Annotated in this window: 15 protein-coding genes; 3 read left to right on the top strand and 12 right to left on the bottom strand. The window is 60.3% G+C overall.

The window, feature by feature from the left end:
* Positions 1-92 precede the first annotated feature (92 nt).
* Positions 93-1,289 (top strand): cell division protein FtsZ, encoded by a 1,197-nt coding sequence (gene ftsZ, locus ND528_RS22310; RefSeq protein ID WP_016773283.1) that lies wholly within the window; start codon positions 93-95, stop codon positions 1,287-1,289.
* A gap of 112 nt (positions 1,290-1,401) precedes the next feature.
* On the top strand, positions 1,402-2,313 hold the full coding sequence (gene lpxC, locus ND528_RS22305) for a UDP-3-O-acyl-N-acetylglucosamine deacetylase (RefSeq protein WP_007916984.1): 912 nt from the start codon (positions 1,402-1,404) through the stop codon (positions 2,311-2,313).
* A 150-nt stretch (positions 2,314-2,463) separates the two neighbouring features.
* Here lpxC and ND528_RS22300 read toward each other — a convergent pair whose 3' ends face one another.
* The 7 genes from ND528_RS22300 to ND528_RS22270 form a co-directional block, all read right to left on the bottom strand.
* Entirely contained in the window at positions 2,464-3,972 is a 1,509-nt protein-coding gene (locus ND528_RS22300) for a sensor domain-containing diguanylate cyclase (protein ID WP_263471266.1), read from the bottom strand.
* Positions 3,973-4,157: 185 nt separating this feature from the next.
* Positions 4,158-5,474, bottom strand: a complete 1,317-nt coding sequence (locus ND528_RS22295; protein ID WP_263471265.1) for an OprD family porin — start codon at positions 5,472-5,474, stop codon at positions 4,158-4,160.
* Positions 5,475-5,668: 194 nt separating this feature from the next.
* Complete coding sequence (locus ND528_RS22290; protein WP_122693152.1) at positions 5,669-5,890, bottom strand: hypothetical protein; 222 nt, start codon at positions 5,888-5,890, stop codon at positions 5,669-5,671.
* 190 nt (positions 5,891-6,080) lie between these two features.
* Positions 6,081-7,445 (bottom strand): heavy metal sensor histidine kinase, encoded by a 1,365-nt coding sequence (locus ND528_RS22285; protein ID WP_122699539.1) that lies wholly within the window; start codon positions 7,443-7,445, stop codon positions 6,081-6,083.
* Positions 7,435-8,112: a heavy metal response regulator transcription factor gene (locus ND528_RS22280; RefSeq protein WP_150638550.1), complete on the bottom strand. Its 678-nt coding sequence runs from the start codon at positions 8,110-8,112 to the stop codon at positions 7,435-7,437. Before ND528_RS22280 ends, ND528_RS22285 begins: the two co-directional genes overlap by 11 nt.
* A gap of 7 nt (positions 8,113-8,119) precedes the next feature.
* Positions 8,120-11,233: a multidrug efflux RND transporter permease subunit gene (locus tag ND528_RS22275; protein WP_263471264.1), complete on the bottom strand. Its 3,114-nt coding sequence runs from the start codon at positions 11,231-11,233 to the stop codon at positions 8,120-8,122.
* Positions 11,230-12,390 (bottom strand): efflux RND transporter periplasmic adaptor subunit, encoded by a 1,161-nt coding sequence (locus ND528_RS22270; RefSeq protein WP_263471263.1) that lies wholly within the window; start codon positions 12,388-12,390, stop codon positions 11,230-11,232. The genes ND528_RS22275 and ND528_RS22270 overlap by 4 nt, the downstream gene beginning before the upstream one ends.
* 423 nt (positions 12,391-12,813) lie before the next feature.
* On the opposite strand from ND528_RS22270, the gene ND528_RS22265 reads away from it, so the two are divergent.
* The gene (locus tag ND528_RS22265; RefSeq protein WP_016773292.1) at positions 12,814-13,053 is read left to right on the top strand and encodes a hypothetical protein; all 240 of its coding nucleotides are present in this window, start codon (positions 12,814-12,816) and stop codon (positions 13,051-13,053) included.
* Between the two features lie 128 nt (positions 13,054-13,181).
* Here ND528_RS22265 and ND528_RS22260 read toward each other — a convergent pair whose 3' ends face one another.
* From ND528_RS22260 to norR, 5 genes are all read right to left on the bottom strand, one after another.
* The gene (locus ND528_RS22260) at positions 13,182-13,931 is read right to left on the bottom strand and encodes a YkgJ family cysteine cluster protein (protein WP_263471262.1); all 750 of its coding nucleotides are present in this window, start codon (positions 13,929-13,931) and stop codon (positions 13,182-13,184) included.
* Between the two features lie 84 nt (positions 13,932-14,015).
* Complete coding sequence (locus ND528_RS22255) at positions 14,016-14,342, bottom strand: hypothetical protein (protein WP_263471261.1); 327 nt, start codon at positions 14,340-14,342, stop codon at positions 14,016-14,018.
* A 144-nt stretch (positions 14,343-14,486) separates the two neighbouring features.
* Positions 14,487-14,969 carry a GNAT family N-acetyltransferase gene (locus ND528_RS22250; RefSeq protein WP_130911216.1) on the bottom strand — a complete coding sequence of 161 codons (483 nt, stop codon included), beginning with the start codon at positions 14,967-14,969 and terminating at the stop codon, positions 14,487-14,489.
* 3 nt (positions 14,970-14,972) lie between these two features.
* Complete coding sequence (locus ND528_RS22245) at positions 14,973-15,875, bottom strand: chemotaxis protein CheV (RefSeq protein ID WP_016773296.1); 903 nt, start codon at positions 15,873-15,875, stop codon at positions 14,973-14,975.
* A 357-nt stretch (positions 15,876-16,232) separates the two neighbouring features.
* Entirely contained in the window at positions 16,233-17,795 is a 1,563-nt protein-coding gene (norR, locus tag ND528_RS22240; RefSeq protein ID WP_263471260.1) for a nitric oxide reductase transcriptional regulator NorR, read from the bottom strand.
* Between the last annotated feature and the right edge of the window lie 108 nt (positions 17,796-17,903).

Raw genomic sequence — 17,903 nt, 5'->3', positions numbered from 1 at the left:
AGCGACAAGCTTCAAGCGGCAAGCAACTGCAGTAGATACACCGTTACAAACAGCAGTAGGCGAAAAAACTAGAGAATGTAAGGAGAGGGAAAATGTTCGAACTCGTAGACAACATCCCCGCAAGCCCGGTAATCAAAGTTATCGGTGTCGGCGGTGGCGGCGGCAACGCTGTCAATCACATGGTCAAGAGCAACATCGAAGGCGTTGAGTTCATCTGCGCCAACACCGATGCTCAAGCGCTGAAAAACATCGGCGCGCGGACCATCCTGCAACTGGGCACCGGCGTGACCAAGGGCCTGGGTGCCGGCGCCAATCCTGAAGTCGGCCGTCAAGCCGCTCTGGAAGACCGCGAGCGCATCGCTGAAGTGCTGGCCGGCACCAACATGGTGTTCATCACCACCGGCATGGGCGGCGGTACCGGTACCGGTGCAGCGCCGATCATCGCCGAAGTGGCCAAGGAAATGGGCATCCTGACCGTTGCGGTCGTGACCCGTCCGTTCCCGTTCGAAGGCCGCAAGCGTATGCAGATTGCCGACGAAGGCATCCGCATGCTTTCGGAGAGCGTCGACTCGCTGATCACCATTCCGAACGAAAAACTACTGACCATCCTCGGCAAAGACGCAAGCCTGTTGTCGGCTTTCGCCAAGGCGGACGATGTTCTGGCCGGTGCCGTTCGCGGTATCTCCGACATCATCAAGCGTCCGGGCATGATCAACGTCGACTTCGCCGACGTACGCACCGTGATGAGCGAAATGGGCATGGCGATGATGGGCACTGGCTGCGCCAGCGGTCCGAACCGTGCACGTGAAGCTACCGAAGCGGCGATCCGCAACCCGCTGCTGGAAGACGTCAACCTGCAAGGCGCGCGCGGCATTCTGGTGAACATCACCGCCGGTCCTGACCTGTCCCTGGGTGAGTACTCCGACGTTGGTTCGATCATCGAAGCCTTCGCTTCCGAGCACGCGATGGTCAAGGTCGGTACCGTTATCGATCCGGACATGCGCGACGAGCTGCACGTAACTGTGGTTGCTACCGGTCTGGGCGCGAAAATCGAGAAGCCTGTAAAGGTTATCGACAACACCGTTCACACCTCGATGGCTTCGGCGCAGGTGCAACAACCGGCTCCGGCCCGTCAGGAGCAGCCAGCGGTGAACTACCGTGATCTGGACCGTCCGACCGTCATGCGCAACCAGGCTCAGGCCGGTGCTGCGGCTGCCGCGAAGATGAATCCGCAGGATGACCTGGACTACCTGGACATTCCGGCATTCCTGCGTCGTCAGGCCGATTGATGGAATGTATCAGGGCTATGAAGGTGATTGGTGTTCAGCAAAGGCATGGTCTGCTATCATCGCCAGCCTTTGTTGATACCAGTTCGCAATTTGCGCTGAAGCGGCCCAAGCCATGATTAAACAACGCACACTGAAAAATATTATCCGTGCCACAGGTGTAGGCCTGCACTCCGGTGAGAAGGTCTATCTGACCCTCAAGCCTGCGCCTGTCGACACTGGCATTGTGTTTTGTCGCGCTGACCTCGACCCTGTGGTGCAGATTCCTGCCCGCGCGGAAAACGTCGGTGAAACCACTATGTCGACGACGCTGATCAATGGCGACGTCAAAGTGGACACGGTAGAGCACTTGCTCTCGGCCATGGCTGGCCTGGGCATCGATAACGCCTACGTCGAGCTCTCCGCGTCCGAAGTCCCGATCATGGATGGCAGCGCTGGACCCTTCGTATTCCTGATTCAATCGGCAGGCCTGGAAGAACAGGACGCCGCCAAGAAATTCATCCGCATCCTGCGTGAAGTGACAGTGGAAGACGGCGACAAGCGCGCCACTTTCGTCCCTTTCGAAGGCTTTAAGGTGAGCTTCGAGATCGATTTCGATCACCCGGTATTCCGGGACCGCACCCAGAGTGCAAGCGTGGATTTTTCCAGCACTTCGTTCGTAAAAGAAGTCAGCCGCGCCCGTACCTTTGGCTTCATGAGTGACATCGAGTACCTGCGCAAGCACAACCTCGCACTCGGCGGCAGCGTGGAAAACGCGATCGTGGTCGACGCTGATGGCGTGTTGAACGAAGACGGTCTTCGTTATGAAGACGAATTCGTCAAACACAAGATCCTCGACGCGATTGGCGACCTGTACCTGCTGGGCAACAGCCTTATTGGTGAGTTCAAAGGCTTCAAGTCCGGTCATGCACTGAACAACCAGCTGCTGCGCAAATTGATTGAGCAGACAGATGCGTGGGAAGTGGTGACGTTCGAAGACGCCAGCACCGCACCGATCTCTTACATGCGCCCTGTTGCGGCGGTGTAAGTAAAAAACCTCTCTAGTTTTTTGAAGGCCATCCTCGGATGGCCTTTTTTTATGCCCTTTATAAGATCAAAAGATCGCAGCCTTCGGCAGCTCCTACAGGGATACCGCATTCCAGATGTAGGAGCTGCCGAAGGCTGCGATCTTTTGACTTTAAACTGACACTACAACGCGATTACGCCCGCCTTCCTTGGCCTGATACAGCGCTTTGTCCGCCGCAAACAGCAGCTGCTCCAGAGTCATCTCGCTCGCCGATGTCCAGGTGGCGATGCCGATACTCACGGTCATCGCGCGCTCAGCGCCTTCGACCCACGGCAAGTTTTCCACAGCCTGGCGAATCTGCTCCGCGATCTGCTGCGCCCCGGCGCTGTCGGTCTCGGCGAGAATCACCGAAAACTCTTCACCGCCATACCGCGCGACCAGATCTGCCGGGCGTCGCACGTTCGCGGTGATTACCTTGGCCAGTTCACGCAAGACCTGATCCCCAGCTTGATGGCCATGACGATCATTGAAGGCCTTGAAGTGGTCGGCATCGATCATCATCACCGACAGCGGCTGGCCCGAGCGCTGGGCGCGGAACCATTCGTGGCGCAGGGTCTGATCGAGCATGCGCCGGTTGGCCACACCGGTCAGGTCATCGGTGGCAGCCAGTTGCGCCAGTTCGCGTTCGGCGCGATGGCGCAAACGCAGTTCCCGGGCCAGCAGCCAGGTCAGCCACAACAGGCCCAGGCACAACACGCCGGTGGCGCCGCTGATCAGGATCGCTGTGCGCCGCCAGGTACCGAACACTTCCTCGCTGGACAGCGCCACCATCACGGTCAACGGCAGATTGCCGACCCGCGAGTAGGTATAGAGCCGGCGTTGTTTATCCATGCTCGAGGTACTGGTGAAACTGCCGCTGCCATCGCGATCGTTGAGAATCCGCACGACGTTGGGCCGGTTGCCGAAACTCTTGCCGACCGAATCGCTTTGCAAATAGGGCTTCTGCGCGAGCAGCACGCCATCGCTGTTGATGATGTTCAGTGTGCTGTCGGTGCCGATGTCGAGGCTTTTGAACAGGTCGTCGAAGTAGTCGAGTTTCAACGAAGCGACGGCAACGCCGAGGAATTCATCGGTCTGCGAGGAGATGCGCCGGCTGAAGCTGATGCGCCACTGATCGGCCTCTTCGCAATCGCAGCGGGTCTTGAACGGGCGGCTGATGAACATGCCGATGTCGCGGTTGAATGCGTGGGCGAGGAAATAATCGCGATCGGCGAAATTGCCCGGTTTCGCTTCGATGCGCGAGGAGTCGGCGATCACCTCGCCATGCTTGTCGAGCAGGAGGATGTCGCCCTTGAAGCGCGCGGTGGCAGAGCGATCGAACAGTGCCAGATGACGGATCTGCGGCGAGACGTTCTGCAGGTCGTCACGCTGGGCGGCGGCGATTAGCCCTTGCAGCGTCAGGTCGTACAGCTCGACGGTGCGCAGCACATCGGCATCGATCAATTGCGCGATGGTCGTGGCGCGGCGCGTGGCGGCTTCCTGCGCACTGGCGTACTCGCGAATCAGCAGGAAGGTGACGATGCACACCATCGCAATCACGGTCAGCAGGCTGCCGAGGATCAGCAGGCGCTCGGGGCGACCGGTAAGGCCTGTGGTGGAAGGCTTGCGGCTGGCGATCATGATGAGGAGCCGGTTGGAGTGGTTTCATAAGCTTAGTTGGGCTGACGCCGGACGAACCTGTGGGAGCGAGCCTGCTCGCGAAAGCTGATTGTCAGTCAACATCTGTGTTGAATGACACACCGCTTTCGCGAGCAGGCTCGCTCCCACAGGGTAGATCAGAGGATCTGAAAAACGCAGCGCCGATCTTAGAAGACGTTGACCGGGTAGTCGATGATCACGCGGTATTCATCTGTATCCGAATCAATCGCGCCGTAGCCGTTGCCGCCCCGGTTGGTCGCCCATTGCAGGCGCACCGCCAGGTTCTTGGCCTGGCCGCTTTGCACGACGTACTGCAAATCGATATCGCGTTCCCAATGTTTGGCGTTGCGGCCATCGGCGCTGTACCAGCTCGAATAGCCTGCGCTGTCGGGGTCGGCTTTGGTCAGGTCGACCGTGCCAAGCGAATATGACAGCGCCGAAGTCAGGCCTGGCAAGCCGACGCCAGCAAAGTCATAGGCGTACTTGAGCTTCCACGAGCGTTCGTTCGGGCCGTTGAAGTCCGAATACTGCTGCGAGTTGTCCAGGTAAACGCTGTCGCCCTGGCTGATGTAGTCGAATGGTGTGTTGCCGTTGACCCGCTGGTAGGCGGCGGTGACGCTGTGGTTGCCGATGCCGACGGTGAGATGCGTGCTCCAGGTGTTGTTGTCGATGTTGCCCAGCAGCGCATCACCGGTGTCTTGCGTGTGATAGAAATGCAGGCCCGGGTTGAGGCTGACCAGATCGTTCAGTTGCCAGGTGTAGTCGAGGTCGTAGTAGTACTGGTTCCAGATGTCCTTGAGCTCGGAGGCGTAAAGACTGCTGGTCAGGCCCTCAACTCCGCTCCAGGCCACACCGGCCCAGTTCAGGTGCTGGCTTTCGTCACCGTCGGCGAGCGAACCGTACGACGTTCCGATGCGGGTATGACCGCTCTGGTTATAGGGCTTGGTGAAACTGGCCTGGCCACCTTCGATCAACCAGCCGTCGAAGCTGTGGTTGCTCAGGCTGATGCCACGAAAGGTCTGCGGCAGCATCCGCGTGTCGCCCCCGGCAATCACCGGGTTGGTGAGGAACAGATCACCGGCCTTCAACTCGGTATCGAAGGCGCGGATTTTCAACGTGCCACCCGCCGTGGAGAACGAACCCGGCGCTTTGCCGTTGCCATCGCTGATCGGCAGGATGCTCGAACCGTCGGTCCCGCCACCACCGTCGAGTTTCAAACCGAGCATGGCGTGGGCATCGACGCCGAAGCCGACCGTGCCTTCGGTGTAGCCAGACTGGAACACGCCGAGAAAACCCTGACCCCACTCGATATTGTCGTCCGCCTTCTGCAAGCGGTTGCGATTCATGTAGTAGTTGCGGGCGTTGAGGTTGAGGCTCGAGCCTGCGATGAAGCCTTGTTGGGCAGACTCATCGGCGTGGACAGCGGGGGCAATCGTTGCGGCAATTGCAATGAACAGCGGGGTGAGGCGGACAGGGTAAAACACGTGCGGTGGGGCTCCTTGGGTCAGCGGGCCGCTCTGGTTCTTGAGCGGCTTGATGTTTCTCGTTGTTACAGACGCAGCAGACGGCTTTCAGACCACAACGAAAAAAGGCCGCTGAATGGCAGCGGCCTGGAGTGACGACGGTTGAACGGGAAGAGCCAAACAACCGCGTCGAGGGAAACCTTTCGCGGTGCGACTCAGCTGTCTTTCTCGAGCGCTTGAGCCTGGGAAGTAGCGGCCTGTGGGGATTGCGTCGCGTCTTGAGCCTTGGCCATCACTTCGGCCTGATGCTGATCGAATGCCTGTGCGCGAGCGACTTTTTGCGCGACGAACGTTTGCGATTCTTCAGCCATCGCCATCGGCGACAGGATCAATGAGGACAAAACGAATGCGCTGGCAATACCCATACTGTTGGACATCTTGAAAACCTTCTCGCTTGGCGAGTGCTGTTTGGTGCGGGCAAAGATAAGGTTGCCGAGGGTTGGGAAACAGCGTGATTTTCATAAATGACTGTTACAGCAAAAGCAAAGATCGCAGCCTTCGGCAGCTCCTACAAGGGCTTGGCGTACACCTGTAGGAGCTGCCGAAGGCTGCGATCTTTTGATCTTTTCAGACCGGAAGGTGAATGCCGAAGGTGTTCATGCCCCGGTCACTGCGCACAAACACATCCCCGCCATGCATCAGCGCAATCGCCTTGACGATGGCCAGCCCCAGCCCGTGGTTGTTGCCGCTGTTGCTGCGCGAGGCATCAACCCGATAAAACCGCTCGAACAACCTCGGCAGATGCTCGCTGGCAATCGGCGTCCCGGGATTGGCCACGCCAATGCTCACCTGATGTTCTTCAACCTCGATGCGCACCTCGATCACTTGACCCGGTTCGGTGTGCTGCACCGCGTTGCTGAGTAAATTGATCAATGCCCGGCGCAGGTGCGCGACCTCGATTTGCACTTGCGCATCGCCGCTGACCTGCACTTCAACCTGCGCGTCTTCAAGGATGAAATCCAGATAGTCCAGCGTCGTCGCCACCTCATCAGCCAATGACGTCGAGGTCAGTTTGGTCGCCTTGTTGCCCTGATCGGCGCTGGCCAGAAACAGCATGTCGTTGATGATCGAGCGCAGCCGTTCCAGTTCTTCGAGATTGGATTGCAGCACTTCGAAATAGTGTTCGGCGGAGCGCCCGCGAGTCAGCGCGACCTGGGTCTGGCCGATCAGGTTGGTCAGCGGCGAACGCAGTTCATGGGCGACGTCGGCGTTGAACGATTCCAGCCGCGAATAGGCCAATTCGACCCGTTCCAGGGTCGAGTTGAACGACTCGACAAACTGTTCCAGTTCCGGCGGCAGCGGCGACAGGCGCAAGCGTCCGGCGCGCAGCGGTGGTGCCAGACGCTGGGCTTCCTGCGATAGTTTGATCAACGGCTTCAGACCGATTCTTGCGACCCAATAGCCCAATGCAGAGGCCAGCAGCACCCCGACAATCGCCAGACTGATCAGGGCGATGAGCAAGTGATGCTGGGTCTGATGCAGCGTCTCTGTGTCGATGCCGATCATGAAACGCAGCGGCGGGCGCTGATCCTTGGCGGGGAACTGACTGACCAGCACTTTCAGCGGGTAGGGCTGATCGGGCAGTTGCAGATCATGCATGCCCAACGGGCCATTGATGGCGGCACGAATCTGCGGCGTAAGGTTGCCGTATTCGTAGCGCGGATCACCGCTGCTGATCCAGAAACTGATGCGCTTGTCTTCCTCACCGAGCAGTTTGAGCTTGTTGTTGATCTTCACCCAATGCTCCGGCGTGCCGTAACGGCCGACGGTGGATTCGAGCACGCTGTAACGCGCATCCAGCTCGGCTTCGGGCAACAATCCCAAGCCCTTATCGACCTGCTGATACAGCGCGCCGCCAATTAGTAGAAACACCAATAGCGCCACAAGCGTGAACATTCCGCTGAGTCGCAAGGCAATCGAGTTACTGGACACCACGGCTCTCCAGCACATAACCCATGCCGCGAATGGTGTGCAGCAGTTTTTCGTCGAACGGCCCGTCGAGCTTGGCGCGCAGGCGTTTGATCGCGACTTCGACGACGTTGGCGTCACTGTCGAAATTGATGTCCCAGACCATTTCGGCGATAGCGGTCTTCGAAAGGATTTCGCCCTGGCGACGGGCGAGCACGCTGAGCAGGGAAAACTCTTTCGCGGTCAGATCCAGGCGCGTGCCGGCGCGGGTGGCTTTGCGGCTGATCAGGTCGATCCACAGGTCGGCGATGGTCACTTGCACCGGTTCGTGGCCGCCGCTACGGCGGGTCAGGGCTTGCAGGCGGGCAACCAGTTCGAGAAAGGAAAACGGTTTGCCGAGGTAATCGTCGGCGCCGTCGCGCAGGCCCTTGATGCGATCTTCGACGCGCTCGCGGGCGGTGAGCATGATCACCGGGGTCTGCTTGCGCGCACGCAACGCGCGCAGTACGCCGAAGCCGTCGAGCCCCGGCAACATCACGTCGAGGACGATCACCGCGTAGTCGCATTCCAGCGCCAGATGCAGGCCTTCGACACCGTCGCGGGCAAGGTCGACGGTGTAGCCCTGTTCGGTCAGGCCACGGTGCAGATAGTCCGCGGTTTTTTCTTCGTCTTCGATAATCAGAACGCGCATGACCGCCTCAGTCTGTGGTCGCCAGTGCCGTTGCGGGCGTTGGGGCTAGTGGGTGTGAGTGCCGGTGAAACAGCCGCTCGAGCCATAAGTATATGACCGGCGTGGTGAACAGCGTCAGCATCTGGCTGACCAGCAAACCGCCGACTACGGCAATCCCCAGCGGCTGGCGCAATTCGGCGCCGGTGCCGTAGCCGAGCATCAGCGGCAATGCGCCGAGCAGCGCGGCGAGGGTGGTCATGATGATCGGCCGGAACCGCGTGATGCACGCTTCGAAAATCGCCTCCTGCGGCGACAGTCCGCGCTGGCGCTGCGCCTCGAGCGCGAAGTCGATCATCAGGATGCCGTTCTTCTTGACGATGCCGATCAGCAGCACCAGGCCGATCAACGCCATGATCGAAAAGTCCTGGCCGCAGATCCACAGCATGATCACCGCGCCGAGGCCTGCCGCCGGCAGGGTCGAGATGATCGTCAACGGATGCACGAAGCTTTCATAAAGCACGCCGAGAATGATGTACACCGCCACCAGCGCAGCCAGAATCAGCCACGGCTGGCTGGCCAGCGAACTCTGGAACGCCTGCGCCGCACCCTGGAAATTGCCGCTGATCGCGGTGGGCATGCCGATCTCGGCCTTGGCCTGATTGAGCTGAATCACCGCATCGCCCAATGCCACGCCGGGGGCGAGGTTGAATGACATGTTGGCGGCGGGGAACATGCCGTCATGGGCAATCGACAGCGGGCCGATGGTTGGCGCGTCAAACCTTGCCAGCGCCGACAGCGGAACCATTTCCCCACTGAGTGGTGAGCGCAGGTAGAAATAGTTGAGGCTCTCGGCCTTGCCGCGTTGTTTGGTATCCAGTTCCAGAATCACGTTGTACTGATTGACCTGGGTCTGGAATTCATTGATCTGCCGTTGGCCGAACGCATCGTACAGCGCCTCGTCGACATCGCTGGCGGTCAGGCCGAAACGCGCGGCGGCGCTGCGGTCGATGCTGATATGGGTGATGCTGCCGCCCAGTTGCAGGTCGTTGGAAATGTCGCGGAATGCCGGATTGCTGCGCAGTTTTTCGGTCAGGCGCTGGGTCCAGGTGGCGAGGGTCGCGCCGTCATTGCTCTTGAGTACGTATTGGTACTGCGCACGGCTGGGGCCGGAGCTGAGGTTGATGTCCTGCCCGGCGCGCAGATACAGGACGATGCCGGGGACTTTCATCAGTTGCGGGCGGATGCGATCAATGAACTGGCTGGCGCTGACATCGCGATCGCCACGTTTTTTCAGGGCGATCCAGAAGCGCCCGTTGGCGATAGTCTGGTTGCTGCCGGAAACACCGACCGAGTGGGAAAATGCCTGCACCGCCGGATCGGCCGCGACGATTTCGGCCATCGCCAGGTGTTTTTTCACCATGTCGCCGTAGGAAATGTCCGCAGCGGCTTCGGTGGTGCCGAGGACGAACCCGGTGTCCTGCACCGGGAAGAATCCCTTGGGAATGAAAATGTAGCCGGCGATCGCCAACGCCAGCGAAAGCCCGAACACGCCGATCATCAGTTTCTGATGGTCGAGAGCGCGACGCAGGCCTTTTTCGTACCAGCCGAGCAAGCGTTCACTAAAGCCGGGTTTGGCATTGGCGTGATGTACCGGCTTACGCATAAACAGCGCGGCAAGGGTTGGCGCCAGCGTCAGCGACACCACCACGGAAATCATGATCGTCGAAGTCGCGGTCAGGGCGAATTCCTTGAAGAGTCGCCCGACCACACCGCCCATGAACAGCAACGGAATAAACGCCGCCACCAGCGAGAAGCTGATCGAAACGACGGTGAAGCCAATCTCGCCGGCCCCCTTGATCGCCGCCTCGCGCATGTCATCGCCGGCCTCGAGATGGCGGTGGATGTTTTCCACCACCACGATCGCATCGTCCACGACGAAGCCGACCGCGACGACGATCGCCACCAGCGTCAGGTTGTTGAGGCTGAAACCGAGGACGTACATCAGGGCGAAACTGGCGATCAGCGAGACACCGAGCACCGCCGAGACAATCAGCGTCGCCGATAACTGGCGCAGGAACAGCGCCATCACTGCGACCACCAGCAGGATCGCGATCAGCAAAGTGATTTCCACTTCATGCAGCGAGGCGCGAATGGTCTGCGTGCGGTCGATCAGGGTTTTCACCTGCACCGAGGCCGGCAGCATCGCTTCGAGGCCGGGCAGGGCGGCCTGGATGCGATCAACGGTCTCGACAATGTTGGCGCCGGGCTGGCGGAAAATCACCAGATTCACACCAGGTCGATCTCCGGCCCAGGCCTGCACATAGGCATCTTCCGCACCGTTGACGACGTTGGCGACATCGCGCAGGTGAACCGGGGCGCCATCCTTGTAGGAAACGATGAGTTGGCTGTAGTCCTCGGGGTGGAACAACTGGTCGTTGGTCGACAACGTGGAAATGCTCGATTCGCCGTACAGCGCACCTTTGGCCAGGTTGAGGCTGGTCTGCTGGATCGCCAGCCGAATGTCGGCCAGCGTCAGGCCGATGGCCGCGAGTTTGTCCGCCGACGCCTGCACGCGGATCGCCGGGCGTTGCTGGCCGGTGATGTTGATCTGGCCGACGCCGTCGATCTGGCTGATCTGACGCGAGAGCAGGGTTTCCACCAGGTCGCTGAGCTCGGTGCCGGGCATTTGCGTCGAGCTGACGCTGAGGATCAGCACCGGGCTATCGGCCGGGTTGACCTTCTTCCATGTTGGCAGCGTCGGCATGTCTTTGGGCAACTTGCCGGCGGCGGTGTTGATCGCCGCCTGTACTTCCTGGGCGGCGGTGTCGATGCTTTTGTCGAGGGTAAATTGCAGGGTCAGCAGAGTTGAGCCCAGCGCACTGCTGGAGGTCATCTGGGTCATGCCGGGGATGGCGCTGAATTGCACCTCCAGCGGCGTGGCCACGGAGGAAGCCATGGTGTCGGGGCTGGCGCCGGGCAACTGTGCCGAGACTTGGATCGTAGGAAATTCCGCTTCCGGCAGTGGCGCAATCGGCAAACGCGGGAAGGCAATTACGCCGACCAGTACCAGAGCGAACGTCAGCAAAATCGTCGCCACCGGGTGATCGATGCACCAGGTCGAGATGCCCTTGTGCGAGTTCATGGCTTGGGCTCCGCCTGCACCACTTGCGCTGGCTCGCTCATGACTTGCACGCTCGAGCCCGGTTTGAGTCGCGACTGCCCGTCGGTCACCAGCACGTCACCAGCGTTGACACCTTTGATGATGTCCTGGCCGCTGCCCTGATAAATCATCTGTACCGGCACTGCCTCGACCTTGTCGTCCTTCACGCGGTAAACGAAGTGTTGTTCGAGGCCACGCTGTACGACGGTGGGCGGAACCACCAGCGCATCTTTATCCACAGCCGTCTGAATTTTTACCGTCACCAACAAACCCGGCCAGAGCTTCTGGCTGGCATTGGCGAATTCGGCCTTGGCGCGTATGGTGCCAGTGTTGGCGTTGATCTGATTGTCGATCAGGGTCAGCTGACCTTCGCCGAGCAGATTGCCGGTTTCGCCATCAGTATCGGCTCCGATGTACGCCTTGACCGGGGCGCGTTGCGGATCGCTGATCAGACTCTGCAGGGTCGGCAGCATCTGCTGCGGCAGGGAAAACTCGACGGCGATCGGGTCGATCTGCGTGACGGTGAACAGGCCCTGGGTGTCGCTCATGCGCAGGAAGTTGCCTTCATCGACCGTACGAATACCGACACGCCCGGTGACCGGGGAGCGAATCTGCGTGTAGGACAGTTGCACTTGCGCTGCATCAATCGAGGCCTGATTGCCTTGTGCCGTGGCTTTGAGCTGGTTGACCAGTGCCTGTTGCTGATCGAAGGTCTGCTTCGACACGCCGTCGTCGACGCTGAGCAGTTTGTAGCGCTTGAGATTGACCAGCGCGACCTGCAACTGCGCCTGACTCTCGCCCAACTGCGCCCGGGCCTGGTCGAGGCCGGCGCGGATCGAGCGGTCGTCGATGGTGGCGAGCAGGTCGCCTGCTTTGACCAGCTGACCTTCCTTGACCAGAATTTTCGTCAGGATCCCGTCGATCTGCGGACGCACCACCACGCTGTGCAGCGACAGCACCGAGCCGATGCCGCTGGTATAGCGCGGCACGTCTTTGGCGCTGACCGTCACCACCCGCACCGGGATGGCAGTCGGTGTAGCCAGTTTGGCCGGCGCCGGTTTCAACGCGAACCACAGGCCGGCGGCTGCCAGCAGAATGAGGAAAGTGGCCAGCAGGATTTTGTTTTTCTGGATGGACATGCGCGGCGCCGAAGTCTGGAGTTTGGGCAGATTGACCAGTTATAAACCGGTCAGGCGGTCGGCAGGGTGACGGCTGGCTGTCAGGATTGTCAGTTTCGTTTGGATAGCTGGGGAGTAGCAGTGTGCGGCGATGGTCTTGTGTTGGATTCGCCCCTCATCGGAACGCCGCCCGCCCAGCCCTCTCCCCAAGGAGAGGGAGCCGATTTGTGGGCTTTTCAAACCTGAGTTCGACTCGGTATCCCTTGTCGGCGAACCTTGAGTAAAAACCTCGGTCTGTCCCCTCTCCCTCGGGAGTGGGTTAGGGTGAAGGGAAACCCGTTCAGCGCACGGTGCAAATCTTCAGATGCCGAGCCAGAGCGCACAGGTATACTGCGCGCCTTTGCGGCTCTCTGATCGGGCCGACTTTTTGTTCCCGGAGCTTTTATGACTTCCCCGACCCAACCGCCGGTTGACGACGCTGTGAGCGACGTCCCGGCTGAAGTGGCTGATGCCAGCGAAACCAAGGCCGAGATCCCGGCGTTCAAGTTCCCGTTCAAGCCGGGCGAGCTTGCCTCGGCGAAAGGCTCGAATCAGCCGTGGTACAAGAATGGCGCGAAGAATGGCCACACCAAAACCCCGGGCATGGCGCCGCCGGGTACGCGTCGGTCGATGGGCAAGCGCTGACATCGGAAAGTGATGGTGCTGGCCTCTTCGCGAGCAGGCTCGCTCCCACATTGGATTTGTGTAGAACCCAAACCTGTGGGAGCGAGCCTGCTCGCGAAAGCGACATCCGCTACAGCACAAATATCAGATCAAGCCGCGCGCAATGAAATGAACGCATAAGTCTGCGCCGGCTCGGTCACCACCTGCCCACCCGCAGCCAGTACCTGTCCGGCTACGTCATCGCCAGACAAATGAAACAGCCATTCACTGGTTCGCGCCGCCAGCGGTTGCGCGCTCACTTGGTCGATCACTGCCGCAAAGGCATCCATGTTCGGCAAGTACGCGGTGAACCCGTCGCCCTTGAGCGCCGTGGTGCGAATCCCCAACGTTGCGCAGATCGCATCCTTGAGTCTGATGTCATCCCGATCCGCCTGACGCGAACGCTGAATCAACTCCAGCAGTTCCCGATCAACCAACTCGCCGCCCACGATCAGCTCCGGTCCCTGTTCCCAGGACTCCGGTGGGCAATCCTTGGCAGCAGGATTGAGCGGGATGTGCGGATTGATTTCCGCCGGGTAAATCCGGCACACCAGCGGGCGCCGCTCGTAGATCCGGCAGCGCTTGTCATCGTCAAGATTCCGGCAGGGGCCGACGTTGTAGGCGGCAAAGGTGATCGCCACATGAGCATCGGCAGTGCCACTGCGGACCACTGTCGAACGGCGCTCGGCATGTTCGCGCTGCTGCGGCGGCAGGCCCAGGCCATTGCCGAGAAACGCCTCGACCAACACGATCACCTGACCGCCATCGGCCGCCCACATCCGCGCTTCGGCCAGCGTCAGCGGGACATGGTGGTCGGTGCAGCATTTGCCGCACCCTACGCAGGAAAACGTCGTATTCATTTGAGCGATCTATCTTCAATCAGGGTGTGAAACGGTGGCGGAAAACCACCGCACAGGCCCTGGTCGAAGCAAGTTGTGCGCCATTCACTGAGGTTTGGCGATTGGGCGAATCGAATCCCACTCGGTGACGAACGCGGTTTTCGACTGTTTGTTGTACAGGCACAGCTCGCTGCCTTGCTGGCCTTTCATGTGTTTTTGCGGGTATTGGCCTTGCAGCAGAACGGCGGTGTAACCGACGCGGTCATCGAATTGCGCGGGTGTGCCGACCGGTTTGACGTTTTTCAGACCGCTGGCCTTGGTGCAACTGGCGAGCACGGTCTTGTCGTAGGCGGCCCAGGCGTCGGGGCTGGAGGCGTGGGCCTGGGAGGCCAGGGCGGTGAGGCTGAGCAGCGCCAGGGTGATGGCTTTCATGGTTGGGGCATCCTTGGTTATGGCCAAGGTTGGAGTCTGTCGGATAGCGGAAGTTGCCAGTGCTGCCCTTCGCGAGCAGGCTCGCTCCCACAGTTTGAAATGCAATCCATCTGTGGGAGCGAGCCTGCTCGCGAAAGCGGTAGATCAGTCGGGCACAAGCTCGCGCCGGACCACAACCATCCCGACACTCTCATACAACCGCCGCGCCCGCAGGTTGTCCTCCAGAACCCGCAAATCGACAAAGCCCTCGCGGCGCTGTTGAAAGACGCTAAAGGCATGCAGCAACAACGCCCGCCCAAGCCCCCGACCCTGCATTCGCGGGTGCACCACCAGATTCTTGATATACGCACTGGTCCAGCACTGCGCCACGCCCACCACGCCCTCGGCATCGCAGGCAATGAAACACAACGCAGGGTCGTATTCAGGGTCGCTGGCAAAGCGCTGACGCCAATCGTCCAGTGACGGCGCTCGACCGCCACCTTTCAGATGTCCAAGCTGCATCAACTGATGCACCGCCGGCGCCAGCTCCTCGCGGTAGACGGACAGCTCAACCCCGTCCGGCCACTGCGCATCCGGCACCGCTTCACTCAAGTCGCGCCGCAGCAGAAAGCAAAACGTCTCGGCCAAGACTCAGTGCCCATTGGCCGCGACGTGCTTGGCGGCTTCGATCAGACGTTGGGTCAGCTCCGGCGAGGAGAACTTGGTCAGCACTGCATTGGCACCGGCCAGCCGCGCCTTTTCACTGTTCATCGCGCTGTCGAGGGAGGTGTGCAGCAAGACGTACAAGTGCGCAAAGTCCGGGGTCTCGCGCAGGGTGCGGGTGAAGGCGTAGCCGTCCATTTCCGACATTTCGATGTCGGAAACGATCAGGTTGATCTGCTGCGCGGTGCCTTGCAGGTCGAGCAGGCAGTCGATGGCCTCCTTGGCACTGCGCGCGGTGTGGCATTGCAGGCCGAGGTTGCGCAGGGTGTGCACCGATTGCTGCAGGGCCACCTGGCTGTCGTCGACCACCAGAATGCGCGCGTTGCCGAGCACTTCGGCGTCTTCCATGGTCAGGTCGGTCGGCGCCATTTCAATCTGCGCCGGGGCGATGCTGTGGATGACTTTTTCGATGTCCAGCACCTGCACCAGCGTACCGTCCACCGAGGTCACGCCGGTGATGTAGGCGCGCGAGCCGCCGGAGCCGAACGGTGGCGGCTTGATGTCGGTGGTCAGGCAATGGACGATCTTGCTCACCGCCTGCACATGCAGACCCTGCTTGGAACGGCTGACATCGGTGACGATCAGGCAGCCACCGTTGGGATCTTCCAGCGGCCGCTCGCCGATTGCGCGGCTGAGGTCGATCACCGATAGCGAGGCGCCGCGCAGGGAAGCGATGCCTTTGACGTGCGGGTGCGACTCCGGCAGCTTGGTCAGCGGCGGGCAGGGGATGATTTCACTGACTTTCAGCAGGTTGATCGCCATCAGCTTGCCGCTGCGCAAGGTAAACAGCAGAAGCGAAAGTGAATCTGCGCGGGCTTTGGTGGAGGACATAAGAACCTTCTGTGGATGGGCGAGAGTGGAAATCGCCAGAAACCTTTGATGCCGGGTTATCGGCTTGAATGGGGTGGGCTTTAGTTTGTCGTCACAGATCAAAAGCCCCTCACCCCAGCCCTCTCCCGGAGGTAGAGGGGGGCCGACCGAGGTGTCGCGCGTCATACATCGACCTGAAAAAACGAGTCGATTATGGATTCGAAGAGCTTGAATCGACTAGCGCACAGGAGCCGGTCACGTTATGGATTCGGTAAATCACGTTCAGGTCGACAGAGTTCTCCAATATCCCCCAATCGGCTCCCTCTCCCTTTGGGAGAGGGCTGGGGTGAGGGGCATTTGGCTCTTGGCCGTCATCTATCAATCTTTCATCCCCAAACGCTTAGCCATCCGCCCCAGATTCGCCCGATCCACCCCCAACTCCCGCGCCGCACTCGCCCAGTTATCCTGATGACGCTCCAGCGCTGCGCTGATCAGGCGCCGCTGAAACTCATCGGTGGCACTGCGCAAATCACCACCGATCATCGGCATTGCATTGGCCAAGTCTGCATTAGAAGGCGCAACCACGTTATCCACAACCTCACGGGGCAGATCCAGATCTGCCGCGCTCAGACTCAAAATCTTCGGCCGCACTTTGCAGTTACCCAGCGCTTTCAGCGCGCTGCGTCCGATCAAATGCTCCAGCTCTCGGACATTGCCCGGCCAGGTATAGGCGAGCAACGCTTCCTGAGCATCACTGTTCAAGCGCAGGCTATTGAGGCCCATGCGCGAGCGGTTCTGCTCGAGAAAGAAACCACTGAGCAGCAACACGTCGCGCCCGCGATCGCGCAGGGCCGGCACTCGCAGCGGATATACACTCAAACGGTGATAGAAGTCGGCACGGTAGCGACCGCTGCGCACTTCCTCGGCCAGATCGCGATTGGTCGCTGCAATCAGACGCACATCGACCTGATGCTCCTTGTCCGAACCCAGGCGCTGCAACTGACCGCTCTGCAGTACGCGCAACAACTTGGCCTGGACCGTCAGCGACAGCTCGCCGACCTCATCGAGAAACAGCGTGCCGCCATTGGCCAGCTCGAACTTGCCACGCCGGTCGCTGGTGGCGCCGGTGAAGGCGCCGCGCACGTGGCCGAACAATTCGCTTTCCACCAGCGTGTCGGGGAGGGCTGCGCAGTTGAGGCTGATGATCGGTTTGTCGGCGCGGGCGGAGGCGGCGTGGATCGCTTGGGCTACCAGCTCTTTGCCGACCCCGGTTTCGCCGGTGATAAGAACAGTCAGATCACTGCCGCCGACCAGATTGATTTCTTCCACCAAGCGTTTGTGCGCTTTGCTCTGCCCGATCATTTCGCGGTTCTGCTGGCCGCTGGCCTGGCGGTAGACCTCGGCGCGCTGATGCTCGTCTTCGGCGCGGGTGGCCAGACGTTCGATGCGTTCGGCGGCATTGACCGTGGCCGAGGCGAGGCTGGCGAAGGCTTGCAGGGCGTCGAGTTCGATCGGCTCGAAACGCTCCGGGTCCAGCGCGTCGAGGGTGATCAGGCCCCAGAGTTTTTCATCGACGAATAAAGGACAGCCGAGGCAGTCGTGAACTTCAAGATGATCGTCGAGGCCATCGACCAATCCGTCATAAGGATCGGGCAGGTCGCTGTTGGCAGCGAAGCGCGTCGGCCCGGCGCCGGCCAGCAGGATTTCAAAACGCGGGTGCTCGCTGACCTTAAAGCGCCGGCCGAGAGTGTCGGTGCTCAAACCGTCCACCGCCAGCGGCACCAGTGACTCGCCATCCAGACGCAACAACGCGGCGGCATCGCAGGGCAACAAAGCGCGCATGGCCTCGAGCAAACGCCGGTAGCGCTCGCCTTCGGGCAGTTCGCGGGACAGGTCGGCGACCAGAGGCAGCAGGGCGGTAAGCAGAGATTTGGCGATCATGGTTATGTAGTCAAAGAGACAAGGTGTAGTCGCGATGACTATACGTCCATTTGTGTCGAAATGACTACGCAGATTTCAAGCTGTTGAATTTAAAGGGTTAATTAGTTG

It is taken from the genome of Pseudomonas mercuritolerans (assembly GCF_025706525.1).
In the GTDB taxonomy this organism is placed as follows: Bacteria; Pseudomonadota; Gammaproteobacteria; order Pseudomonadales; family Pseudomonadaceae; genus Aquipseudomonas; species Aquipseudomonas mercuritolerans.
This window is presented reverse-complemented; position numbering and strand designations above follow the sequence as displayed.